A 25423-nucleotide genomic window follows, 5' to 3' on the forward strand; every position below is an offset into this window, starting at 1 on the left:
ATTTGATATTATATGTATATAAAACTAAAAAATTTCTTTATCCTTATAATTAATCAATAAATCTATAAACTTACTATAGCTCTGCATACCTTCTTTTTGTTGATTAAGTTTTAAAAAATGATCATAGAAAAATTCAAAACCTTTATTAATAATGGATTCATGTGTTAACCAAAAATCCTCACTTTCCTGAAAATTTTTTAAGACTCCAGGATTAATTGTTTCCAATATACTTTTTAATTGCGTTTCATTTTTAGAATTAATATTAGATAAACAGTAACGCAGGGCATAGGTATAACCAGCATATTGAAAGTATAAGTCCGTATTATTAATAGATGCTAAAAATCCAATAAAGTTACATTCACTTTCACTAGAATACCCCATTTGATGAGCCATTTCATGACAAACAATAGCGGGCAAATTATAATTAGGAGGGTTGCTATTTATTTGAGCTTCATTTGTAAAAGGGTTTAGATAACCCCCAAAGCCCATATAAGTTAAAGGGTAACTAAATAAAGATTTTTTTATACTAGGATTTTTATAGATAAAAAAAGAATGTTTTTTGTTTAGATTAACATATCCTAAAGGTGCTAGTTGAAAAATTTCATTTGTTATATAAGGATTAATTACTTTTAAATTTCTGTTGTGTGTCAGTTTAAGCTGAAGCTGATTACTTTTATTAATAAGCTTTTTGGTAAAATCTATTAGTTCTTTTTCAGTATAATCAGTTTTTAAATTCATTTTTTCATAAAGAGGAACACGGTAGTAGTTTAAAGCCCAAAGAAGATGAAATAAAAAATAAGCTATAACAAAAGACCTAAAAATAGTCCTTCCTTTATTGATCCAAGAATCTTTTTGGTTTTTTAAAAACCAAAAAAATATATAGAATAATATCAAGGCATAAAAAACATCACCAATAGAAAAAGGTAGCCATCCAAAAATGATTCTGTTTAGGTTTGAAATTATAGGATAACAACCATTACTATAGTATTTTTCAATAGTAGCAGGAAACTTAGACAATATTTGTAGTAATAAAATCTGAGCTATAAAAAATACTAAAAATAAACTATTTTTATGATATTGTATTTTGTTGATTTTTAAGGGCTTCATTTGTTTTAGTTAATCAATAAATTTAGATTTTATTTCTGGAGAAGGAATCATACAGCTTTCTGTTTTACCATACCATTTATATCTATTTTTTGCTATGAAATCATAAACAGGATCCCGTAATGGGACTGGAATAATTTTTAAAAGAGATAATTTATTTAGATAAGACAAATTTTTAGCAATTTCTAGAACAGCTTCTGATTTATAATAATACGCTTTATTAGGTACGTATAGTACAATACTGTCAATATTTCGTTTAGCAATTCCTAAATATTCTAATATTTCTTTTCCTAATTCAGATTGTAAAGAAACAAAACGGAAAGTATCATTTTTGTCTCTTTGAATAATATATTGTACCCAGTGATTACAAAGGTTACAAATGCTATCAAAAAGTATGATTTGTTTATTTTGCGGTAATTTTTCCATTTTATTTTAATTAAGTCCTCTTTTATTTTACACTATCTTATTAATCTTAATTTTAGAAAAGATAGTACTATTAATTATTATTTAGGTTGTATATATTCTAATTGTTCTAAGCTTACTTTTGAAGTGAAAATTCCATAATTTACAATGGCATTATTTTTTTCAATTTTATCTATTGTACCTATTGATTTTCCATCAATCATACGAACACGATCACCTACTTTAAGTATTACTTTAGGTTTGTTTTCTTCGATTTCCTTCTTTTTGATTTTTTCTTCTTTTTTCTTTTCTCTAATTTCCTCTATTTTTGTTTTTACTTCAGTTAAGATTTCTTTTTCAACTTTTTCTTTTACTTTTTTCTCTTTTAAAGTAATTTTTTTACGTTTTGAATTTTCAATTTCTACCATTTTCAAAAATTCACCAATCAAATCTTTTTTATTTTTGTCATTGAAATATTTTTCAGAAATATCATCAATTTTTTGTCCCATATAAATCAAGCGTTGATTACTATCATATAGTTCTTGATAACGTTCTAATTTATCTTGAATTTTAGCATTGATAGTTACCATTTTTTTACTTTCTTCACGTGCTTTACTTTCTTCTTCTTTAAGATTTTGAGAAGTTTTTTCTAATTTAGAACGTTCTTTTTGAAGGGAAGAAATTGTTTTGTCAAATCGTATTTTACTTCCTTCTACTTTCTTTTTGCACGGTTGATTAATCCAAATGGAATTCCATTTTTTTGTGCTACTTCAAAGGTAAAAGAACTTCCTGCTTGACCTATAATTAATTTATACATAGGTTCTAATGATTTTTCGTCAAAAAGCATATTAGCATTTGTAGCACTTGGTAATTCATTTGCTAACATTTTTAAGTTAGCATAGTGTGTTGTTATAATCCCAAAAGCTTCACGATGGTAAAATTCTTCTAAAAAAACTTCTGCTAGCGCACCACCTAGCTCTGGATCAGATCCAGTACCAAATTCATCAATTAAAAATAAAGTTTTAGAATTACATTTTTTTAAGAAATAATTCATGTTTTTCAAACGATAACTATAGGTACTTAGGTGATTTTCAATAGATTGATTATCTCCTATATCAGTTAAAATTCGATCAAACAAGCATGTTTCACTACGTTCATGTACAGGAATTAACATACCTGATTGTAACATTAATTGTAGTAAACCTACTGTTTTCATTGAAATAGTTTTTCCACCAGCATTAGGACCTGATATAATTACGATTCGCTTGGTTTCATCAAATTCAAAGGTTTGCGGATACGTTGTTTTCCCTTTTTCTTTATTCGTTAAAAGTAATATAGGATGAAAGGCTTCTCTTAGGAAAACTCTTCTTTGATCATTAATTGTTGGTAATAAACCATTTATTTTTAAAGCATATTTTGCTTTAGCAGAAATTACATCTATATCACTTAAAAAATCTTGATATTCTGTTAATAATCCGTGGAAGGGACGGATTGTATTCGTTAAATATTTTAAAATTTTAATAATTTCTTCTCGCTCTTCATATTCTAAGTTAGCTAATTCGCGAGAGTAACGAAGCGTGGATTCAGGTTCAATATAAGCAATACTACCTGTTTTAGAGCTACCTAATATAGCGCCTTTTACTTTTCTTCTATACATAGCCTGTACAGCTAATACTCTGCGATTTTCTACTACAGTTTCACGAATTTCATCTAAATAGCCTAATGAATTGTATTGACTTAATGCCATTCCAAAACTTTGGTTAACTTTTCCTCGAACTAAATTCATATTTCTACGAATTTCTAATAGAGTAGGAGTAGCATCATCTTTTATTTCACCATATTTATCAAAAACAGTTTCAATAGATTTTGTAATTTCTTTTGTAATAGTTATTTGACTAGCTTTACGATATAGTGCAGGATAATAATCATCAAACTTTTTTAGGAAATTTAATAGAACATTTGTGTTTTCTGCTAATGAATGAATTTTTTTAAAGCTAGACGCTTCTAAAAAACTATCTTCAATAGCTAAAAATTTCAATTCATTTATTATAGGCTCAAAATTATGACTAGGTAGAGCGTTGTTATTATCAAAAGAAGAACGGTATTCAGAAGTTTGTAATAGGACTTCCATTAATTCTTCCTTATTTTTATAAGGTGTTATGTTTAATGTTTTTTTGACACCAATTTCGGTTATACAATATTCTGAAATGGTTTCTAAGACCGTTTGAAATTCTAAATCTTGTAAAGTTTTATTGTTAATCGAGATCATTTTATTTTTTAATGTAGTCACAAATTTACAATTTAAATCAAAAAAAGGGGATTGAATTTTCAATCCCCTTTTAAATAAAAACTGTTAAAGTTATTTTTAATGCAAATTATGCTTTAAAATTGTTTTTTTAATTTTATTTCTCCAAAGAGTTGGTTTGGTTGAATATCCTGTTAGACTTATTTTTTTAACCAAAGTAAGTAGTCATCACTGCCTTTTAGATTCATATAGAATTTCTTTGATGCCATTTTTAGACAAAAATCTCTAAAGGAATCTTCAACACTTGAATATTGTTTGAAACTGGACCAGGTTACTTGATTTTTTCCTTTTATCCCAAAGTGGTTGTTTAACTTTTTAGCAACTTTACTATTTCCATACCCTGATTCTACTATAGCGATACTTAAAATAATAGATCTAGGTATTCCAAATTCAAATGATAATTTATCTGCTATTTCACCATATTCTTTTATATATGATTCATTTTGTGAATATCCACTACAAATACTAAGAAAGGTAAGGACAGATAAAAAGTAAAATTTTAGATTTTTCATAAGCATAAATTTCTTTATAATTAAGTTGGTATTACTTAAAATATTGACCAAATTTGCCAAATGATTAATAATTTTATTACTTCTTTTTTAAGAAGTAGGGAGCAAATTTAAAAAAAAGTTTTTTTAAATGTGCTTTTTATCAACAAATTAACTTAGAATTAATATTTTATGTCTTTTAATAAGGTTGTTTTTTTATTTATTTTTTTTGTTTTACAGTCTGTTTCAGGACAAAATGCCTTGCTATTTCAATATAAAAAAACAGATTCTTTATATCCTAAAATAGATTTAGATTTTGAAAAAAATATAATTATAAATGAAAATCATTTAAGACCTCTTTTTGCTAAACTTTTAAAATTGAAAGATGATAGTTTAAAACAGGTTTCATTTGTTCATATAGGAGATTCACATATACAAGCTGATATGGCTACTAAAATTATACGTACTGAGTTGCAACATTTTTTTGGTAATGCAGGTAGAGGTTTGATATTTCCTTATCAATTGGCTAAAAGTAATGCGCCATCAGATCTGATTTTTAGCTCAAATTCTAACTGGAAAGGGAGTAGACTAATTAAAAAAATCCAGAGGTACCTTGCGGTATAAGTGGTTTTGCTATAGAATCTACAGAACCTAATTCTTTTATTAATTTTAAATTTAGAGGAATAGAAGCATTTCATAAATTTGATAAACTCACTTTATTTACTAATAGTGAAATTAAAAATATAAATTTAGTAGAAGATACAGCAAAATGCAGTATTAAGGATGGTGTTTTAGATTTTAAATTTAATAATCTCCGTTCTGATTTTAATATTGTATGTAATGATTCTATTTGTACAAAATTATATGGTGTTTTTTTAGAAAACTCTATAGATAAAGGAATTATTTATAGTACTATAGGAGTAAATGGTGCTAAGTTTTCAGATTATAATTCAGAGACTTTATTTTGGGATCAAATTAAGCATATAAAATCTGATTGCTATATATTATCTATGGGAACAAATGAAGCACAAAATATTGTTTTAACTCCAGAAAGTTTTATAGATTCTATAAAAGAAACTATTGAAAAAATAAAGACTTTTAATCCTGATGCAGTTTTTATATTGTCTACACCTCCTATTTCTTTTTATAAAAAAGTAGTACCAAATAAAAAGCTTAAAGATTTTTCTGATGCAATTAGAGATTATTGTATTGAAAATCAAATTGCATTGTGGGATTTATTTGAAATATCAAATGGGTTGCAAGGAAGTTGTGAGTTTACAAGAAATCAACTTTTAGGAAATGATCTTATTCATTATTCTAGAAGAGGATATGAGTTACAAGGTTATTTATTTGTAGAAGCATTTGCAAAAAGCTGGAATAATTACTTAAATTCACTTTCTACGACTAATAAAAATTAAAAATATCTACTAGTTTATATTTTTAACTTTAAATATCGTAATATTTTTCTTTATAAAAAATCCCTGTTTTTAGACAAGTCTTGCTAAAAACAGGGGATTTATATTTATTTTAAGCTATCTAAATTATTAAAATTGCAAATAAATAGGCATTACAGCTTCAGAACTTTTAAAATAAGAGTACAAGAATATAAATAAAATCATAATAATCATATTAAAAACTAACGGAAGTTTTGTTTGTATTTTAATATATTTTTCACTCCAATTGTTAGGTATTAAGTGTATTAAATATCCTATAACAATCATTAGTAGAGGTTGTTTATAATTTATTATGAATTCTTCTGCTCCTTCAAAACTAAACTGATTTACAATTTGATTTATAAAAGTCAAAGAAGTTTCTAAATTCTCTGCTTTAAAAAAGATCCAACAAAAACATACAAAATGAAATGTTATGAGGCCAAAGATAAGTTTAGAAACGAATTTAGGTAGAATATTAATTTTAGAAGTTATCTTAGTCCAAAATTTATTAATGATTAAGCCAAAACCATGTAAAGATCCCCAAATAATAAAATTCCAGCTTGCTCCATGCCAAAATCCACCAATAAGCATTGTTAAAAATAAATTAATGTTTGTTCTTAATTTACCTTTTTATTTCCTCCCATGGCTATATATAAATAATCACGTAACCAAGAGGATAAGGAAATATGCCATTTTCTCCAGAATTCTGTAAGAGAAGTACTTTGATAAGGAGATTCAAAGTTAGGAGGAATAGTAATCCCTAACCATTTAGAAATACCAATGGCAACATCGCTATATCCACTAAAATCACAATATATTACAATAGCATATCCATACAAAGCTATAAGGCATTCAAAACCATTATGTAAGTGAGGACCATCAAAAATATAGTTTACCAAATTAAGTGTGATATAATCAGAAATAATTAATTTTTTGATTAATCCACTTACTATTAAGTAAAAGCCTTTTGAAAAATCTTCAGAACTAACATAATAATCATTTTTTAATTGAGGTATAAAATCCTTAGCTCTAACAATTGGTCCCATAACTAATTTTGGAAAAAGGATAAGAATAAAATATAATTTGCAATATTTTCTTCTGGTTTTATTTCTCCTTTATACACATCTACTGCATAACTAATGTTTTCAAAGGTGTAAAATGAAATACCAATAGGGAGTAATATATGTACAGGATCAAGTTGAGTTAGATTTAGGCTATTTATAATTTCAATAAAGAAATTAGTGTATTTAAAGTAAAATAGTAGTCCTAGATTAAAAATAATACAAATAATTAGTAATAGTTTTTTTAAGGTTGCTTTAGATCTAGCTTTATATATGGCAATTGAAAGTAGATAGTCAACAACAGCTGATCCTATTACTAAAAAAACGAAATTGCCACTTGCTTTGTAGAAAAAATAAAGCGAAAAAAAACTTAAAATATAGGCCCTGCCTAAATAGTTTTTTCTTAGGATATAATAACAAATTATGAAAACTAAAAAAAAGTATACGAAGAAACCACTGTTAAAAAGTAGTGGGTTTTTAGGATCATAGAATAGCTGATCGATTATTTTATTGAAATCGAAAGTTAACATTTTAGATAATTAGTTTTTATTTTTTTGTTTTTTATTTTTTACTTTATCAAATTCTTTTTGAATTGATTTAAATATAGTTTTGGCTACAACTTTAGATCCTCTACTGTTAAAATGTATATAATCTTTACTTGCCATTGTAGGGATAGTATCAACCCATTTTTTCATAATTCCTTTTCCTCCCATAGAAAGGAAAAGATTGTAAAAAGGAATTTTATTATCATAAGATAGTCTAGCTTGTGTTTTTATTAAACTATCTATTCCTATAGCAGATTTCCATTCATTGTTGTATTTAAAAGCACGATCTGAACAACTAAAAATTAAAAAATCTGTTTTAGGCATTTCCTTTTTGAATTTTTTAATTAAAGGAGTCATTTTTTGATAATAATAATCGTAGTTTACATCATTAGGCCTAAACATTAGATTAACTCCATACTGAAAAACTATTAAATCATAATAATTTTCTTGATTAAGTTTTTGTAATAGTTCTGTACTAATTTTGTCAAGCTCAACTCCTGTGATTCCTCTAAAAGAAAAATTATCCAATACAATACCATTTTCAGGTTCAAAACTTACTCCATAAATAGGAGTATTGGAAAATTTAGCTTTAAAGTGTATTCCGTTAGATGTTGATTTGTCTAGTAAAACTCTATTGAAAGCCTCATTTGCATGATAATTCGTTTCAACACCATTGTGAGTGATAGAAATATCATTTCCTTTACCAAATAATAACCATTTTTCAAGAATTTGTGTACTATCCTTTTTAATTCTATTTCGTAAAGTAATATCTAAATCGGGACTAAAAAAGAATAGCCAGATAAGAAAACATTTTTCTCAGGATTTTGTTTAAAATTAAAAGTTTCAAAAATCCCAGATGTTTTAGAGGTAGCAGTTCTTCTAAAATCAGAAGAAATAGAGTTTATAGGGACAAACCCTACACCCTTTTTTTTATTAAAATATTCTTGCAACATTTCTCTAATATCCTGAGTCATTAAATCACCTTCTATTTGGCTATCCCCAAACCAAGCTATTCTGATTTTTGCCTTTTTATTCTGATATAATTCTGCTAATTTTTTAGATAAGTTTTCAAAAACAAAATTATTATTATCAGCATCAAAATCTGTAATGTTAGTTCCATTATAACTTTCAAAAACAGTAAAGGTACTGTCTTGTTTCTGAATGGAATCTATTAAACTATTTTGATTTTTCTTCTTTTTTGATTATTTAGATTGACTATCTTATCACTTTGTATATCAGTAAATAAATCTACATTTTTGAAACTAGGATAATATTCAACAATATTTTTTGAGAAATAGGAAAGTCCAAAATAAGCAGATGTAACTGATAATACAAATATAAATACTTTATTATTACTGTTCATTAGTGTTATTTGATATTCTATAAAACCGGGCAAAAGTATGGAAAAGTTATCATAAGTCTATAAGTTTTAATATTTTTGTAAGAAAAAAATGGAAGTAAAAATTCATAATTCTTGGAGAGAAATTTTAAAAGAAGAATTTAATAAAGCATATTTTGAAAATCTTATTAATTTTGTTAAAAATGAGTATCAAATAGGACGCTGTTTTCCTAAAGGAAGTCAAATTTTTTCAGCATTTGATCATTGCCATTTTGATGATGTAAAGGTAGTGATAATAGGGCAAGACCCTTATCATGGTTTAGGACAAGCTAATGGGTTGTGTTTTTCTGTAAATGAAGGTGTCTCTTTTCCTCCTTCTTTGATTAATATATTTAAAGAAATTGAATCAGATTTAAAAATTTCTATACCTTCATCAGGAAATTTAGAACGTTGGGCGGAACAGGGTGTTTTACTCCTAAATGCTACTTTAACTGTAAGAGAAAACACAGCTGGAAGCCATCAGAATAAAGGATGGGAATTATTTACAGATGCTGTTATTCAAAAAATATCAGATGAAAAAGAAAATGTCGTTTTTTTACTTTGGGGAGGGTTTGCAAAGAAAAAAGGAGCAAAGATAGATAGGACTAAACATTGTGTTTTAGAAACAGGTCATCCATCTCCTTTAAGTGCTAATCGTGGATTATGGTTTGGGAATAGGCATTTTAGTAAAACGAATGACTACTTGAAATCTATTAATAAAGAAGAAATTAAGTGGTAGTTTTAGTTATCAAGTGTTAATTGACCTAAAATAGCTTCGCTCATAAATTTTCCTCCAGGATAGTTAGCGGTATAGTCAAGATTAAGCCAAATATAACCTCTTTCATCTATATGATAATGCAAGGGTTTATTTTTGCTTTCTTGAATAAAAAGAACTTCGTGTATTAAATAATTTATTTTTTCAAGATCTCCTTTAGTACCAATAAACATTTCGGGGTAGATATGAGCATCAGTATGTATTAAGCGAGGAATACCACCAACAGCTTTAATGCCCGCTGCCATTAATATGGCGTGATCATCACAATCACCTGAAAAATGTTCAATTGATTCAGATGCACTAGCAATGTAGTTATTTCCTTGAGGATCATTTACATAATTCCATCTTTTTTTTATTTCTTTAAAAACAGCAAAACACTGTATTGTTGTTCTATATTCAAAAAAATCTTTTAAATGTGATACATTTTTAAAATTTTGAGTGGTAGACCAAACGGCAAAATTGCGCACTTTTGGATTATTAAAGTCAATGGCTTTTAATACTTTATATTTATTAGGAAAAGGAAGTAATTTATTGATTATAATATCTTGAGGATAAGGGTTATCATCCATTGTGTACATCATAGACCGGTAATCATCATATAAGAGGTAAAAACCATAATTACCAAATAAAGTTCCATATAATAAAGTAAGCATATAAATAATAATACAAATAATAATTACTTTTTTATTTTTTGAAATATAAAATAATAGATTAGGGCAATGCTTATGAACATAAAAATACGATCAAAAGGAATTTCCCAATCAGTTTCTTTGAAATTATGATGAACGATTATAAAAGTTGGTAGTGTTAATAATAGACTTAAAATAAAAATGACTACATGATCCCAAGGCTTTGGTAATGAAAGCCGATCCTTGTATTGATAATAAAGGGCTTTAAGAGAATTTGTAGTCATTTTCATATCACGTAAAAAAGCTTATTATTTTACGATCATTTCAAAGGATAATTTTTTTTCTATTAAGTTAAATTCTAGTAGTTGATTCTGAATTTTATCAAAAGTTTTTTGATCCATTTTTCTTTGTGACCATCTAGTTTGCTTAAGCCATTCTTGGATGTCTTCTAATTTTTGATTATAACGAGCTGCTAATGTTCTGTCTATACTAGGTATATCTTTAAATTCTATAGTAGTATTATTTATGATTTCTAAAATTAATTCTAGAGTAGCGGAGTTATTTTTTAAAAACTCATTTCGTACAGCAATTACAAAAGAAGGCCAAGGAGTAGGGCATTCACCTAATCTTCTAAAAATACCTTGATCGACAAATGGTTGTGTCATAAAACGTTCCCATAAAAAATAGTCAGCATTACCATTTTTTAAGGCTTCAACAGCTCCTTCAATGGTATTTACTATTTCAAAATTTAAATTATCTAAATCCCAATTTTGTTGTTTAGCATTTACAAAACTCATTAAATGGGAGCCTGAACCTATTCTTGAAATAGCACTTGTAGTATTTTTTTAAATCAGATAATTGATTATATTTAGAAGAGGCATTAACGTGTATTCCCCAATTTAAGGGAGATTGAACGTATAATTGAATGATCGAACTATCATTTCCTAACGAAATATCTTTTATTATTCCTTCTGTTAGAATTACGGCAAGATCAGTTTCATTATTACGTAGCATTTGACACATTTTGCCTGTTCCTTCGGGAATATCGCTCCATTCTAAATTAATTCCTACTTGATCATATTCTCCATTTTCTATACATAATTGCCATGGAAGGTTAAAATGTTCTGGTACTCCAACAATTCTTACTGTTTTCATATTTAAATTAAAGAATTATTTAGTTCTTAGATAATTTAGCAATACATTTTTCACGAATATGCCAAATTTCTTCAAATGTTTTATTTTGTTTCGTTTCAAGAATCCAATTTCTTAAAAAAGCTTGATGGTAATCAATTTTATATTGGATTACTTGGTTTGGTTCGATTATAACTTCACTAAGGATATCTTCTTTTATTTTAGAATAAAGAGCATCTTTATTTGTATAATCTTGGTATAGTCCATTTATTTTTAAATAGCAATGTGCTTCAGGTATATAATCAATAAAATGTGCTTCTAAAATTTCTTTTATAACTGGAGTATTTGTTCCATTCATTTTAAAGATACCTAGAACTAGTTCCGTATTTTCACGATTGAACTCTGAAGATAAAGTTTTAAGTAGTGCATGTTTTGAACTACAGCTCCCTTTATTTTCAATTAATACAAGCGAAAAATCATTACGAGCACTATTTCTTCCGTATGGAATTTTTTGAACATATGCAGTAAGTTCTTCCCAAGTAGAGATGTTATGATCACGTAACCAATTATTCAAGTTATTCATTATTATTTGTGAAAACAGGTGAAATTTTAATTTCTATATCATTAATTATTTGTTTAGTAATAATCATATCATATTTTAAGGTGCCAAGCTCATACCAATTCCAATTTTGGTTATCGTATGTAAATTCGTTTGTTAGACGCATGTGAATCTTTTCAGCCATTTTATTGCTACTATGGTTTTTTGTTTGCGTATATGCGTATAATTTAGGCAAATTAAGATGTTTGAATGCGTATTTAATCCAAGCTTGAAATACTTCAAAACCTAATTTTTACTCCAATGTTCTTGTGAAATACAAATACCAATATCGTAAAAATCTTGATGATTGTTGACTGTGTTTTCGTTAAATTTTAGACCACCCCAACCAATAAACTCATTTGTTTCTTTGAGTATAATACCGTATCTGCCTATTTTGTGTTTAATGTATTGACTCAAAATAGAATTTATAACAAATTTTGTTTGGTTGATATCAGTTGCAGGAGCATTCCATAAATATTCATGTACATTTGGATTAGAATCTATTTTGTGTAATATTTCCAAATCCTCAATTTCTAAAGGTCGCATTATTAACCTAGATGTTTCTAAAATAAAATCCATTCAATTAATAACTTATTTAATAATTTTCCACCAATTCCATGCCACGTTATTTTCAGCAATATATGTTTCTATGAATTTGAATCCACATTTTTTTAAAATATGATTAGAAGCTATATTTTCAAAATGAGTGTATGCGTGTAGGTCTTTTAATTTTATTTGATTAAAACCATATTCTAACCAGAATTCTGTTGCTTCAGTAGCATATCCTTTACCCCAAAAACGCTCATCTAGTCTATAACCATAATCATAGAAATTAGTGTTACCATTTTCTGTATGATCATCTACAAATTTAATACCAGTCCACCCAATGAATTCTTCAGTTTCTTTTAAAATGGTACTGTACCTTCCTATTTTATTTCGTTTATATTGCTCTAAGAGTTTTTTAATGACATCTTTGACTTCTTCAATATTTTGAACAGGTTCTTGCCATAGGTATTTATGGACATTAGGATTTTTATCCATTTCAAATAATGATTCTGCATGAATCATTTCAAAAGGTTTAAAGATCAATCGTTTACTTTCTAGTTTTGGTAGCATTTGTCTGGGATAAAGTAGATATTATTGTGCTAATTTATCTAGAGTATAGATGATTAGGGAGTCTACTGCTTTGTAAGGATCCTCACTAAAAGTGCCATTTGCTCTATTTGCAATAACAGCATTTAAGGATAAGCAATTATGCCCTAAAAGTTTTCCTAATCCATAAATAGCTGAAGTTTCCATTTCAAGATTAGTCATACGTGTTCCATTAAAGTTAAAAGAATCCATTTTTTTATTTAATTCAGGATCTTGTATGTTTAAGCGAAGTACACGTCCTTGAGGACCATAAAATCCGCCTGCTGTTCCTGTGAAACCTTTGAAAATTTTATCACTTTCTAAACGTTTTTCTAAGGCTTCACTTCCTGCAATTACGTAAGGTTTTCCTTTACGCATATCCCAGTTAGTTTGTTTGATGAAAGCATCTTCTATTTCATTTTCTGTAATTTCATCAATTAAATAGGAGCGAAGCATATTGTCTAAGCCTAGACCATACTTAGATAGTACAAAACTATCAACTGGTATATCAGACTGTAATGAACCAGAAGTTCCGATACGAATAATGTTTAAAGAAGTTAGATTTTCTTTGATTTTTCTGGTCTCTAGATCAATATTTACTAAAGCATCTAATTCATTCATTACAATGTCAATATTATCAGGTCCTATACCTGTAGATAGTACTGTAATGCGTTTTCCTTTATAAGTTCCTGTTTGAGTTTTAAATTCTCTTTTTTGCGTTGAAAATTCTATTGAATCAAAATGTTGAGTAATTTTTTCAACACGGTATTGATCACCAACAATAATAATATCTTGTGCAATATCTGATGGTTTTAAATTAAGGTGATAAACGCTACCATCAGGATTTAATATGAGTTCTGAATTTTTGATCATAATTTTAGAATTTGAAATTATTAGTTTGAAATTGAAAATTAATTTTCAATTTCTCAACTGGATTTAACCACCAACACGTTTTACTTTAAATCCTTTTTCTTTTAAGATGTTCATGATTTTATCGCGATAATCACCTTGGATGATGATTTCTCCGTCTTTAAAACTTCCTCCAACAGCTAATTTGTTTTTTATTTCTTTAGCTAAAAGTTTAAAATCTTCATCTTGACCTTCATAACCTGCTATGATTGTAATAGGTTTTCCTTTTCTCTTTTCATATTTACAAATCATAGGTTCCTTCTGAATCAAGAGTTCGTGAGATTTTTCTTCTTCAATTGGTTCATTAGCGTTAGAAGGTGTATGATCAGGGAATAGTTTTTTTAATTGATCCTGTAAATCCATTTTGATGAAAATTAAAAATTGAGAATTAAAAATTAATTAAAATCTTTAACTCTCAATTTTAAATACTTTAGTGATTAAATTATTTTTTTAACAATCCTAATTCAACTAAACGCTCGTTTAAGTATTCACCAGCCGTGATATCTTCAAACAATTTAGGATTCTTTTCATCTATACATTCTGGTAAGCAATTTAAAGACATATTACTTACAGGGTGCATGAAGAAAGGAATTGAGAAACGTGAAGTACCCCATAATTCTCTTGGAGGGTTCACTACTTGGTGAATAGTTGACTTTAATTTATTGTTAGTATGACGTGATAGCATGTCACCTACGTTTATCATTAATTCATCATCTTGAGCAATAGCATCAATCCATTGACCTGCGTGGTTCTGAACTTGTAATCCTTTACCTTGAGCACCCATTAATAAAGTAATCAAGTTAATATCCCCATGAGCTGCTGCACGTACAGCACCATCTTTAGGTTCATCAGTAATAGGAGGATAATGTATTGGTCTTAAGATAGAGTTTCCGTCTTTTATGAAGTTGTCAAAATAAAATTCATCTAGACCTACATATAAAGCTAAAGCTCTTAATACGTAAACTCCTGTTTTTTCTAACATTTGAAAAGCTTCTTTACCTACTTCATTAAATTTAGGTAATTCTTCTACCACAACATTGTCAGGATATTCTCCAGCCCATTTTGAACCTTCTGATACATACTGACCAAAATGCCAGAATTCTTTTAAATCACCAGCTGAACGACCTTTAGCATGCTCTTTTCCAAAAGATACATAGCCTCTTTGACCTCCAATACCTGGAATTTCATACTTTGATTTCACTTCTAATGGTAATTCGAAGAAATTACGTACTTCGCCGTATAAATTTTCAACTAATTTGTCATCTAAAAAGTGACCTTTTAATGCTACGAAACCAATTTCTTCGTAGGCTTTTCCGATTTCATTTACAAATTTTTGTTTACGTACCGGGTCATCCGATAGGAAATCACGTAAGTCAACACTAGGAATTTTTTGCATTGTCTTAGTTTTTGTTAATAACTTCAATTGGTATAATACCTTGATAGAACAAAAGTAAATATAAAAAGTTTGATTCTTTAATAAAAGTTATTAACAATTATAAAAAAACTAACTTTTGTCAGTTTTACTGAATTTTTAATCTTTATTTTTGAGAAAGCTAACTAAATTAATTATGAATTTTGAAAGGAAAGATTTAACAAATGATGCCTTATTATTTCTTTATAAGCAACTTTTGAAACCTCGATTAATAGAAGAGAAAATGTTGATTTTGATCCGACAAGGAAAGGTGTCAAAATGGTTTTCTGGAATAGGTCAAGAAGCAATAGCTGTAGGTGTTACAGCTGCTCTTAACGAGGATGAATATGTATTACCTATGCACCGTAATTTAGGGGTTTTTACAACTAGAAAAATTCCTTTAGAAAGATTGTTTTCTCAATGGCAAGGGAAGTTAAATGGTTTTACAAAAGGAAGAGATCGATCGTTTCATTTTGGTACTCAAGACTATAAAATAATAGGTATGATTTCTCATTTAGGTCCACAAATGGGAGTAGCTGATGGTATAGCTTTAGCTAATAAATTATCAGATAATCATAAAGTTACTGCTGTTTTTACTGGTGAAGGAGCAACTTCAGAAGGAGATTTTCATGAATCTTTAAATTTAGCAGCTGTCTGGGGGTTACCTGTTCTTTTTATTATTGAAAATAATGGATATGGACTATCAACCCCAACGATTGAGCAATATAAGTGTGAAAATTTAGCGGATAGAGGCAAAGGTTATGGAATTGAAAGTTATATAATAGATGGTAATAACATACTTGAAGTATACAACTTAATATCTGAATTAAAAGAATCAATGATTGAAAATCCTCGACCTGTTTTAATAGAGTGCAAGACCTTTAGAATGCGAGGACATGAAGAGGCTAGTGGTACTAAATATGTACCTCAAGAATTAATGCAATATTGGGCTGAAAAAGATCCTATTGAAAACTATAGAAGGTATCTGAAAATAACTATGGTATTATCAGATGAAGAAGATGATATAATTCACAAAGAAATTAAAGAAGAAATTGATTTAAATTGGTCTAAAGTTCAGGGAGAACCTGCTATAATTGCTAGTTTAGAAGAAGAATTAAATGATGTATATGCGCCGTTTGATTTTGATAACATAGAATCTAATTCAGAAGTGCAAAATATTCGTTTTATAGATGCTATTTCAGAATCGTTAAAACAATCTATGAATAAACATCAAAATTTAGTCCTTATGGGGCAAGATATTGCTGAATATGGGGGAGCTTTTAAAATTACAGAAGGATTTTTTGCAGAGTTTGGAAAGGACAGGGTACGAAATACTCCTATTTGTGAAAGTATAATACTATCTGCCGCAAATGGCTTATCTATTAATGGTTATAAAGCTGTTGTAGAAATGCAATTTGCAGATTTTGTTTCCACAGGTTTTAACCCAATAGTTAATTTATTAGCAAAACAACATTATCGTTGGGGAGAAAAATCAGATGTAGTAGTACGTATGCCTTGTGGTGGTGGAACTCAAGCAGGACCTTTTCACTCTCAAACGAATGAAGCATGGTTTACTAAAACACCTGGTTTAAAAGTCGTTTATCCTGCTTTTCCTTATGATGCAAAAGGTTTATTGAATACTGCTATTAACGACCCTAATCCTGTTATGTTCTTTGAACATAAAATATTATATCGTTCTATTTATCAAGATGTACCAAAAGAATATTATACATTACCCTTTGGTAAAGCTTCCTTAATAAAAGAAGGCTATAATATTACAATTATAAGTTTTGGAGCTGGTGTTCATTGGGCTTTAGAAACACTTCATAAAAATCCTGAAATATCTGCTGATTTGATTGATTTAAGAACACTTCAACCATTAGATGTTCAAACAATTTATGAGTCAGTAAAGAAAACAAATAGAGCTATTATATTGCAAGAAGATACACTTTTTGGAGGTATAGCTAGTGATATTTCTGCATTAATTATGGAAAATTGTTTTGAATATTTAGATGCTCCCGTTTCTAGAGTAGGAAGTTTAGAAAGTGCAATTCCTTTTATGAAATCATTAGAAGATCAATATTTACCAAAAATACGTTTTGAAGAAGAGTTAAAGAAACTTTTAGCTTATTAATGACTCATTTAAGGTTTTAACAAGATTCATAATTTAAATAATAGATATTTCTTCATAAAATAAAATTTAGTTATAGTATGTTTTAATCATGGAATAAGATAAATTATAATCTTTATTATACAATAAAAAATCATTCTTCGTAAATTTGACACTTTATAAATATATAATAACAAGATGAGTCAAGAAATAAGAAACCTTGAACCCAAAACTCTTTGGAACAAGTTTGCCGATCTAAACTCGGTGCCTCGTCCTTCAAAAAAAGAAGAACGTGTGATTGCTTTTATGATGGATTTTGGACAAAAGTTAGGTCTAGAAACAATAAAAGATGAAGTGGGTAATGTTATCATTAAAAAGCCTGCTACAGTTGGAATGGAGAATAGAAAAACCATTGTAATGCAATCGCATTTAGATATGGTTTGTCAAAAGAATAATGATACCCTTTTTGATTTTGATACACAAGGTATTGAAATGTATGTTGAAGGAGATTGGGTAAGAGCTAAAGGTACTACACTTGGTGCAGATAATGGTTTAGGAGTGGCTACTATTATGGCAATACTTGAAAGTACAGATATTGCACATCCTGCTATTGAAGCTTTATTTACAATTGATGAAGAAACAGGAATGACAGGAGCTTTAGGTTTAAAAGGAGGTCTTTTATCTGGAGAAATTCTTTTAAATTTAGATACAGAAGAAGATGATGAAATAGATATAGGATGTGCAGGAGGAGTAGATGTAACTGCGGAACGTGATTATCATGAAGAAGAAATACCAGAAGGATCTGTAGGTTATACAATTACTGTAAAAGGACTACAAGGCGGGCATTCAGGAATGGATATACATAGAGGGTTAGGAAATGCAAATAAAATTATGAATCGTCTATTATTTGATGGTTTTGAAAATTTTGGCCTTCAAATAGCTGAAATTAATGGAGGAAGTTTACGAAATGCTATTCCACGCGAGAGCGTTGCTAAAATAATTATTGCAGGTATGTATGATGAAGCTTTTGTATTTGACATGCAAGAGGTAATCAATGATATTAAATCTGAATACAAAACAATGGAGCCTAATCTTCAAATTGTAATTGAAAAATCAGATTTACCAGCTAAGGTAATGGATTTAGGAGTACAGGAGGGCTTATTACGCGCTATTTATGCAGCTCATAATGGAGTGTATAGAATGAGTCCTGATATGACTGATTTAGTAGAAACATCAAATAATATTGCAAGAATAATAGTAAAAGAAGGTCAAATATCTATTCAAAATTTAACACGTTCTTCGGTAGAAAGTTCTAAGTTTGATTTAGCTAACGCATTACGTTCAGCTTTTGAGTTATTTGGTTGTGAAGTTACTTTTTCTGGCTCTTATCCAGGTTGGACTCCAAATGTTAATTCACCAATATTAGATGTTTTGACTTCTGTATATGAAAAACAAAATGGTTCAAAACCGCATGTGGTAGCATGTCATGCAGGCTTAGAATGTGGGATTTTAGGGACTAATTATCCAGGGATGGATATGATTTCCTTTGGACCAACAATTAAAGGAGCTCATAGTCCTGATGAAAGAGCTAGTATTTCTTCTGCTCAAAAGTATTGGAAATTTGTTCTAGAAATTTTACAGAATATTCCTCAAAAATAGGCAGTATAACACAAACTGTGTAAGTTAAAAAGTTATTCTGAAAAATTAGCTCGCTTAAAAGAGCTAAAATTTTTCGGAAATAACTTTTTAACGTTTTATATATTTACATAGTTATGATAGACAAAGAAGACTTATTAAACAACAAGGATTTTTTTAAATCCTTTAAAAATGGAGAAGATTTATCTTCCTTTTTTAAGCAAATGCATAAACGAGCAGTAGAACACATGCTCAATGCCGAACTAGATGCTCACTTAGATACCGAAAAACATCAAAAAACCTCTGACGGCAATTATCGTAATGGTCATGGAACCAAGAAGATTAAGACTTCCTTTGGAGAAGATCAAATTAAAGTCCCAAGAGATAGAGAAGGTAGTTTTGAACCTGTTTTAGTCCCTAAAAGACATAATATTATTGATGGTTTAGAGAATGTTATCATTTCATTTTATGCTAAAGGAATGAGTGTTAGTGATATTGAAGAGCAAATCAAAGAAATGTATAATTTTGACATTTCAACTTCTACCATTTCAAGAATTACTAATGCAGTAGCAAGTGAGATAGTAACCTGGCAAAACAGACCATTAGATGAAGTTTACTTAATTGTTTGGATGGATGGAATTGTTTTCAAAGTTCGTGAAAACTCAAAAGTAATCAATAAAACTATCTATTTAGCAGTAGGACTTAATCATGAAGGACGAAAAGAAGTTCTTGGTATGTGGTTAGGTAAGAATGAAAGTTCAAGCTTCTGGATGAGTGTTTTAACCGATTTAAAAGCCCGCGGAGTGGAAGATATTTTAATAACGGCTACCGATAATTTAAACGGATTTACTCAAACCATACGTTCTGTTTTTCCTGAATCACAAACACAGATTTGTGTGGTTCACCAAATAAGAAATGCTTGTAGATATGTCGTATGGAAAGATAAAAAGCAATTTACAACCGACATGAAACTAGTCTATACAGCACCAACAAAACAAGCCGCCGAGTTAGCTCTAGAAGATTTTGCTCAAAAATGGGAATCTAAATATGGATATGCTATCAAATCTTGGAGGGAAAATTGGGACGAATTAACCATCTTTTTTGACTTCCCGTTAGAAATCCGCAAAATTATTTATACCACAAATTTAATTGAAAATCTTAATGGGAAAATTCGCAAGTACACCAAAAACAAAATGTCGTTTCCAACAGATGAGGCGGTAATAAAATCGGTTTACCTTGCCTTAAAAGAAGCAACTAAAAAATGGTCGATGCCAATACAAAATTGGGGTATTGTTTTAAACCAATTTAATCTTATATTTGAAAAAAGGCTCAGATTATAAAATCCAAGCCTAAACTTTTTAACTTACACACTTTGTAGGATAGTGTCAAAAAATAGTTACTATCAATACCAATAAAGGTTGCCAAATTTGACAACCTTTATTGGTATTATCTAGTATGCTTCCATCTCTTATGAGTCCACATGTAATATTCAGGAGCTTGATAAATTTGTTCTTCTACTTTTTTGATAAAGTTTTCTGAAATTTGAAAATTTGGAATAGACTTTACTTCATCTGCTAAAATCTCAAAAGTAGCTTCATAAAAACCTCTTTTTGTTTTTTTAACCTTTAAAAATAAAACATTCATATCAAAACGTTTAGCAAATATTTCTGCTCCTAAATGTATAGGAGTTTCTTTACCCATAAAATTATACCAGTGCATATTACTCGATGCTTTAGGGGTTTGGTCACTAATAAATGCGTATGCTGCCAATATATTGTTTTTTGTATTATTTTCAATAATTTTAGAAGTTTCTTTTGTACTTATTAATGTAGCATTAAATTTAGAACGTATTCTTTTTACTAAGCGGTCAAAGTAAGGGTTTTTAATTCTTTTATATACCCCAAAACCTTCAAATTTAAGATATTTGTTCATTGCTATTAACCATTCATAGCTAGCATAATGAGCTAGCATAATGATTACACTTTTTTGTTGTGCTTCTAATTGATTGTATATTTCTAAATTTGTAAACTGATATCTTTTATCCATTTCTTCCGAAGAAATATTTAATGTTTTAATCATTTCTAGAAACATATCACAAAGATGTTGATATGATTTTTTTTCTATAGATAATCGTTCTTTAAAAGATAAATTAGGAAATGCAATGAGCAAATTTCTTCGTACAGTTTTTTTTCTATATCCAATTATATAATAAATAATATAATAAATGCTATCAGATAAAATATATAATAGCCTAAAGGGAAGTACTGATATTAACCAAATTATAGGATATAAAAGTAGATAAACGACTAATTGCATTTTAATATTTTAAGGCAAATATAGTTCATTAAATTTATTTAATAAAGAGTTTCATTATTTACTATTATTATAAAATGTAGTATATTGCTAATAAAAATAAGTCTAATGAATTTAATATTATTGTTGTTAATAGGTATTATCGTTTTTATCAGTTATAAAGGTTTTACAGATTATCGCTTTTCCAATCGATATGAATTTAATATTGGGAGAATTCGTTCAGGAGAACAAATAAGAATCTTTACTTCTGGTTTTTTGCATAGTGATTGGGGGCATCTTTTTTTTAATATGTTTACTCTATACATGTTTGGAGATATTGTTATCAATTATTTTGGATCATATTTATTTCTAATAATTTACATGGTAAGTTTACTTTCAGGAAGTCTATTAGTTATGGTTTATCATAAAAATGATTTAGGTTATACCGCTAAAGGAGCTTCAGGTGCGGTAACAGGAATATTATATGCTGCAATATTATTAAATCCTGAAATGAATTTATACCTTTTTTAATTCCAATTCCAATTTCTGCATACGTTTTTGGTATTGGATATTTATTATATTCAATTTATGGTATGAAAGCTCAAAATGATAATATAGGACATGAAGCCCATTTTGGAGGAGCAATAGGAGGCTTATTATCTACAGTACTGATAGAACCAACAATTCTAATTACAAGTTTTAAAATGATTATTTTATTAATTATTCCTATACTTATTCTTTTTTTCTTAACAAAAATGGAAAAATTATAATGGCATAAATTTTGTAATATATTTTAAAAATGTAAAATTTAAATCTTATATGCAATGAAAAAATTAATCACTTCATTATTATTTCTAATTACTTTTATGATACAAGGACAAGAATTTAAACAACAAATTCCACAAGTAAATGTTTCTGGAGAAGGAAAAATTAAGGTAGTTCCTGATCAATGCTTAATCACATTAGGAGTAGAAAATACAGGTAAGGATGCGGCTACTGCAAAAAAAATGAATGATGATACTATTATTAAACTCATTCAATACATAAAAGAATATCATATTCCTGCTTCTGATTATCAAACAACAGATGTAAATCTTAGTAAGAATTATGATTATGAAAAAAAGAAATATAATTTTTTTGCTAGTCAAACCATCACTATTTTGCTAAAAGATATTAAAAAATATAGTGATTTTATGTTAGGTATTACTGATACAGGAATAACCAATATTAGAAATGTTGAGTTTAAAACTTCTAAATTAGAAGAGTTAGAAAGAGAAGCTCGTAAAAAAGCAATGGTGAATGCAAAACAAAAAGCAGAAGATTTTGTATCTGCATTAGGACAAAAAGTTGGAAAGCTTCTTTTAATAACAGATAATTCATCTACTTATTATCCACAAGCACAGCCTATGTATAAAGCAGCTATGATGAATGAAGCTCTTCAAGATACAGGAAGTAAAGAAATTTTGGCTGTGGGTGAAATGGCTGTAGTAGTAAATGTACAAACTACTTTTATTATTGAATAAAGACTTGAATATATATGTGTCTAAAAATATAGATTATTATTTTGTTTTTTCGTAAATCAGTTTTACATATAGAATAATTAATTTATAATTTTAGACACTTCTTTTTTGTAAAAATGAACTCAAGAAACATAGGTATAGTACTTTCTGGTGGAGGAAGCAAAGGTTTAGCTCATGCTGGAGTATTACATTTTTTAGATGAAAACGGCATGAAACCTAAAATTATTTCAGGAACTAGTGCAGGAGCTATTATTGCCGCTTTGTATGCAGTAGGAAAATCTCCTATAGAAATTTTAGACTTTTTTAGGTCTATTTATTTTTTTCATTGGAGACATTTTACATTTTCTAAAGCAGGTTTAATAGATGGGAATGCATTTGAAACATACTTTTATAAGATTTTTAAAGATTTAAAAATCGGTGATTTACCTATTAAAATTCATATAACAGCAACTGATTTGGTCAAAGGAGAATTAAGAATTTTTGATGAAAAAACACGTATAGTAGATGCTGTTTTAGCTTCTTCCTCATTCCCTGGTGTTTTTTCACCATATGAATTTGAAGGGAAATTATATAGTGATGGAGGCATTTTAAACCATTTTCCAACGGACTTATTACAAGGAAGATGTGATTATTGCATAGGGGTTTACGTTAGCCCAATACAAAAGATAGAATCAAAAGATCTAACCTCTATTAGATCAGTAACAGCTCGCGCTTTTGATTTACTTTTTGGTAATTCCAGTATTCATAAATTTGCTAATTGTGATTGGCTTATTCAACCAGAAGAGTTATCTAAATTTGGTACTTTTGAGACAAGTAAATTAAAAATGGATGAAATTTTTTCAATAGGATATAAAGAAGCTCAAAAAACGTTTTCTAAACAAATTTAAAATTTTGTATCTCAAAAATAAAAGGGATAAAGCATAAAAAAGAAATTGTCTAAAGATAGATATATAAATGATATCTCCAGACAATTTCTTATTTATATCAGTTATTATAGTTCAAACCAGTTTTTGATTAAATTGTCAATAGCTTGTGGATTTTTATGAGTGTACTCATTGCTTTTAGGATTATAATCATAATCATTAGACCATTCTTGATGGTTTTGAGCTAAAGAACAGATTGCATCACATACAAATTGAATTTCATCATTGGTTGTAGTAGGGTGAATAGACATTCTTATCCATCCTGGTTTTACGGTTAAATCACCAGAATCTATATTACAAGTAATAGCATTAGATTTGTCTTGATCAACATGTAATAAGTAATGGCCATAAGTTCCAGCGCAGCTACATCCGCCACGAGTCTGAATACCAAAACGATCATTTAATATTTTTACACCTAAATTATAATGTAAATTATCTACATAAAATGAAATAACACCTAATCGGTCTTTGTGTTCTTCCGCTAGAATTGTTAAATTGGGTTGTTTTGTTAATTTTTTAAAAATATATTCAACAATTTCTTTTTCACGTTCTAAAATATTAGCAATTCCCATTTTTTTCTTTCAATTGGATAGCTAATGCTGTTTTTATAACCTGAAGAAAACCTGGGGTTCCTCCATCTTCGCGGTCTTCTATATTGTCTATGTATTTATGTTCTCCCCATGGATTAGTCCATGATACAGTACCTCCTCCAGGACAATCAGGTACATTATTTTTATATAAATTTTTATTAAAAACTAAAACACCAGAAGTTCCAGGACCTCCTAAAAATTTATGAGGAGAAAAGAAAATTGCATCTAAATAGGCTTCTGAATCTTCAGGGTGCATATCAATTGTTACATAGGGTCCAGAACAAGCAAAGTCTACAAAACATACACCTCCATTTTGATGCATTATTTTTGCTACTTCATGGTAAGGAGTTTTAATACCTGTAACGTTAGAGCAGGAGGTTATAGAAGCAATTTTAAAACTTCTATCTTTATATTGTGATACTATTTTTTTAAAATTTTCTAAACAAAATAGACCTTCTTGATTTGCTGGAATTATAACCACATCAGCAATAGTCTCCAACCAAGATGTTTGATTAGAATGATGTTCCATGTGTGAGACAAATACAATAGGCTTTATTTCCTTAGGAATATTAGTATAACTTTTTAAGTTTTCGCAAATTCGTAACCCAAGAATTCTTTGAAATTTATTAACTACACCTGTCATTCCTGTACCATCTGTAATTAACACATCATTTTCATCAGCATTTACATGCTTTTTTATGATTTTTCGCGCTTTATGATAAGCCATGGTCATAGCAGTCCCTGAAACCGTAGTTTCTGTATGGGTATTTGCTACAAAAGGACCAAAATCTTTTAAAATTTTCTCTTCAATAGGTTTATATAGTCTTCCAGAGGCAGTCCAATCAGTATAAATGATTTTTTTTCTTCCAAAAGGAGAATCAAATTCTTGATTAATTCCTACAATATTTTCTCTAAATTTTAAAAAATATTGTTCTAGTGTAGATTTTTCGGTTGTAATCATTTGTTTCTTATTTGGTTTCAAATATACATTATTTACTTATTTTGAAATAGAGTTTTAAAAAAATCATTAATGAATATGAAACTTTATTTGGA

21 protein-coding genes and 7 pseudogenes are annotated in these 25423 nt (G+C 28.4%); 9 read left to right on the plus strand and 19 right to left on the minus strand.

Annotation, left to right across the window (positions count from 1 at the left end; genetic code table 11):
• Positions 1-24: 24 nt before the first annotated feature.
• From JJC03_RS14875 to JJC03_RS14890, 4 genes and pseudogenes are all read right to left on the minus strand, one after another.
• Positions 25-1107, minus strand: coding sequence for a DUF3810 domain-containing protein (locus JJC03_RS14875; RefSeq protein WP_235873575.1), 1083 nt, complete (start codon positions 1105-1107; stop codon positions 25-27).
• Between the two features lie 9 nt (positions 1108-1116).
• The gene (locus JJC03_RS14880) at positions 1117-1530 is read right to left on the minus strand and encodes a thiol-disulfide oxidoreductase DCC family protein (RefSeq protein WP_103715723.1); all 414 of its coding nucleotides are present in this window, start codon (positions 1528-1530) and stop codon (positions 1117-1119) included.
• Between the two features lie 77 nt (positions 1531-1607).
• Positions 1608-3775, minus strand: a pseudogene (locus JJC03_RS14885) (endonuclease MutS2).
• Positions 3776-3951: 176 nt separating this feature from the next.
• Positions 3952-4323, minus strand: a complete 372-nt coding sequence (locus tag JJC03_RS14890; RefSeq protein ID WP_258931959.1) for a glucosaminidase domain-containing protein — start codon at positions 4321-4323, stop codon at positions 3952-3954.
• A gap of 168 nt (positions 4324-4491) precedes the next feature.
• Between JJC03_RS14890 and JJC03_RS14895 the strand changes: the two genes are divergently transcribed.
• Positions 4492-4923, plus strand: coding sequence for a hypothetical protein (locus tag JJC03_RS14895; RefSeq protein WP_235873576.1), 432 nt, complete (start codon positions 4492-4494; stop codon positions 4921-4923).
• A 290-nt stretch (positions 4924-5213) separates the two neighbouring features.
• Positions 5214-5717: a GDSL-type esterase/lipase family protein gene (locus JJC03_RS18275; RefSeq protein WP_258932635.1), complete on the plus strand. Its 504-nt coding sequence runs from the start codon at positions 5214-5216 to the stop codon at positions 5715-5717.
• 126 nt (positions 5718-5843) lie between these two features.
• Here the strand turns inward: JJC03_RS18275 and JJC03_RS19305 are convergent.
• The 4 genes and pseudogenes from JJC03_RS19305 to JJC03_RS14920 all read right to left on the minus strand — a co-directional run bounded on the left by JJC03_RS19305 (position 5844) and on the right by JJC03_RS14920 (position 8701).
• Positions 5844-6778 (minus strand): annotated as a pseudogene (locus JJC03_RS19305) (MBOAT family O-acyltransferase).
• Positions 6779-7332: 554 nt separating this feature from the next.
• Positions 7333-7866, minus strand: a complete 534-nt coding sequence (locus JJC03_RS14910; protein ID WP_235873577.1) for an SGNH/GDSL hydrolase family protein — start codon at positions 7864-7866, stop codon at positions 7333-7335.
• A 242-nt stretch (positions 7867-8108) separates the two neighbouring features.
• Positions 8109-8312 (minus strand): hypothetical protein, encoded by a 204-nt coding sequence (locus tag JJC03_RS14915; protein WP_235873578.1) that lies wholly within the window; start codon positions 8310-8312, stop codon positions 8109-8111.
• 197 nt (positions 8313-8509) lie between these two features.
• A complete protein-coding gene (locus JJC03_RS14920; RefSeq protein ID WP_235873579.1) occupies positions 8510-8701 on the minus strand; it encodes a hypothetical protein in 192 nt (63 codons plus the stop codon).
• An 88-nt stretch (positions 8702-8789) separates the two neighbouring features.
• Between JJC03_RS14920 and JJC03_RS14925 the strand changes: the two genes are divergently transcribed.
• Positions 8790-9455, plus strand: coding sequence for a uracil-DNA glycosylase (locus JJC03_RS14925; RefSeq protein ID WP_235873580.1), 666 nt, complete (start codon positions 8790-8792; stop codon positions 9453-9455).
• A gap of 2 nt (positions 9456-9457) precedes the next feature.
• Here JJC03_RS14925 and JJC03_RS14930 read toward each other — a convergent pair.
• The 9 genes and pseudogenes from JJC03_RS14930 to JJC03_RS14970 form a co-directional block, all read right to left on the minus strand.
• Positions 9458-10410: pseudogene (locus JJC03_RS14930) on the minus strand (transglutaminase-like domain-containing protein).
• 18 nt (positions 10411-10428) lie between these two features.
• Positions 10429-11275 (minus strand): annotated as a pseudogene (locus tag JJC03_RS14935) (substrate-binding domain-containing protein).
• A 19-nt stretch (positions 11276-11294) separates the two neighbouring features.
• Positions 11295-11834, minus strand: coding sequence for a hypothetical protein (locus JJC03_RS14940; RefSeq protein WP_088399264.1), 540 nt, complete (start codon positions 11832-11834; stop codon positions 11295-11297).
• Positions 11827-12084, minus strand: a pseudogene (locus tag JJC03_RS14945) (GNAT family N-acetyltransferase); the annotation flags it as partial. The gene JJC03_RS14940 and the pseudogene JJC03_RS14945, both read right to left, overlap by 8 nt.
• Positions 12085-12095: 11 nt before the next feature.
• A complete protein-coding gene (locus tag JJC03_RS14950; RefSeq protein WP_235873581.1) occupies positions 12096-12428 on the minus strand; it encodes a GNAT family N-acetyltransferase in 333 nt (110 codons plus the stop codon).
• A gap of 12 nt (positions 12429-12440) precedes the next feature.
• The gene (locus JJC03_RS14955; protein ID WP_088399268.1) at positions 12441-12965 is read right to left on the minus strand and encodes a GNAT family N-acetyltransferase; all 525 of its coding nucleotides are present in this window, start codon (positions 12963-12965) and stop codon (positions 12441-12443) included.
• A 21-nt stretch (positions 12966-12986) separates the two neighbouring features.
• Entirely contained in the window at positions 12987-13853 is an 867-nt protein-coding gene (locus JJC03_RS14960) for a nucleoside phosphorylase (protein ID WP_088399270.1), read from the minus strand.
• A 63-nt stretch (positions 13854-13916) separates the two neighbouring features.
• Positions 13917-14252: a translation initiation factor gene (locus JJC03_RS14965; protein WP_235873582.1), complete on the minus strand. Its 336-nt coding sequence runs from the start codon at positions 14250-14252 to the stop codon at positions 13917-13919.
• A gap of 79 nt (positions 14253-14331) precedes the next feature.
• Positions 14332-15285 carry an isopenicillin N synthase family dioxygenase gene (locus JJC03_RS14970; RefSeq protein WP_088399295.1) on the minus strand — a complete coding sequence of 318 codons (954 nt, stop codon included), beginning with the start codon at positions 15283-15285 and terminating at the stop codon, positions 14332-14334.
• A gap of 172 nt (positions 15286-15457) precedes the next feature.
• On the opposite strand from JJC03_RS14970, the gene JJC03_RS14975 reads away from it, so the two are divergent.
• From JJC03_RS14975 to JJC03_RS14985, 3 genes are all read left to right on the plus strand, one after another.
• Complete coding sequence (locus JJC03_RS14975) at positions 15458-17434, plus strand: alpha-ketoacid dehydrogenase subunit alpha/beta (RefSeq protein WP_088445430.1); 1977 nt, start codon at positions 15458-15460, stop codon at positions 17432-17434.
• Positions 17435-17608: 174 nt separating this feature from the next.
• Positions 17609-19069 (plus strand): aminoacyl-histidine dipeptidase, encoded by a 1461-nt coding sequence (locus JJC03_RS14980; protein ID WP_088399275.1) that lies wholly within the window; start codon positions 17609-17611, stop codon positions 19067-19069.
• Positions 19070-19182: 113 nt separating this feature from the next.
• Entirely contained in the window at positions 19183-20385 is a 1203-nt protein-coding gene (locus JJC03_RS14985) for an IS256 family transposase (protein ID WP_088401338.1), read from the plus strand.
• A 106-nt stretch (positions 20386-20491) separates the two neighbouring features.
• Here JJC03_RS14985 and JJC03_RS14990 read toward each other — a convergent pair whose 3' ends face one another.
• Positions 20492-21361 carry a lysophospholipid acyltransferase family protein gene (locus JJC03_RS14990; protein ID WP_088399277.1) on the minus strand — a complete coding sequence of 290 codons (870 nt, stop codon included), beginning with the start codon at positions 21359-21361 and terminating at the stop codon, positions 20492-20494.
• A 105-nt stretch (positions 21362-21466) separates the two neighbouring features.
• On the opposite strand from JJC03_RS14990, the pseudogene JJC03_RS14995 reads away from it, so the two are divergent.
• From JJC03_RS14995 to JJC03_RS15005, 3 genes and pseudogenes are all read left to right on the plus strand, one after another.
• Positions 21467-22107: pseudogene (locus JJC03_RS14995) on the plus strand (rhomboid family intramembrane serine protease).
• Positions 22108-22161: 54 nt separating this feature from the next.
• On the plus strand, positions 22162-22860 hold the full coding sequence (locus JJC03_RS15000; protein WP_088399281.1) for an SIMPL domain-containing protein: 699 nt from the start codon (positions 22162-22164) through the stop codon (positions 22858-22860).
• Between the two features lie 113 nt (positions 22861-22973).
• Complete coding sequence (locus tag JJC03_RS15005; protein WP_088399283.1) at positions 22974-23744, plus strand: patatin-like phospholipase family protein; 771 nt, start codon at positions 22974-22976, stop codon at positions 23742-23744.
• A 104-nt stretch (positions 23745-23848) separates the two neighbouring features.
• On the opposite strand, the pseudogene JJC03_RS15010 reads toward JJC03_RS15005, so the two are convergent.
• A pseudogene (locus tag JJC03_RS15010) lies at positions 23849-25331 on the minus strand (aminotransferase class V-fold PLP-dependent enzyme).
• Positions 25332-25423 lie beyond the last annotated feature (92 nt).

Origin of the sequence: Flavobacterium oreochromis (assembly GCF_019565455.1) — a bacterium.
GTDB lineage: Bacteria > Bacteroidota > Bacteroidia > Flavobacteriales > Flavobacteriaceae > Flavobacterium > Flavobacterium oreochromis.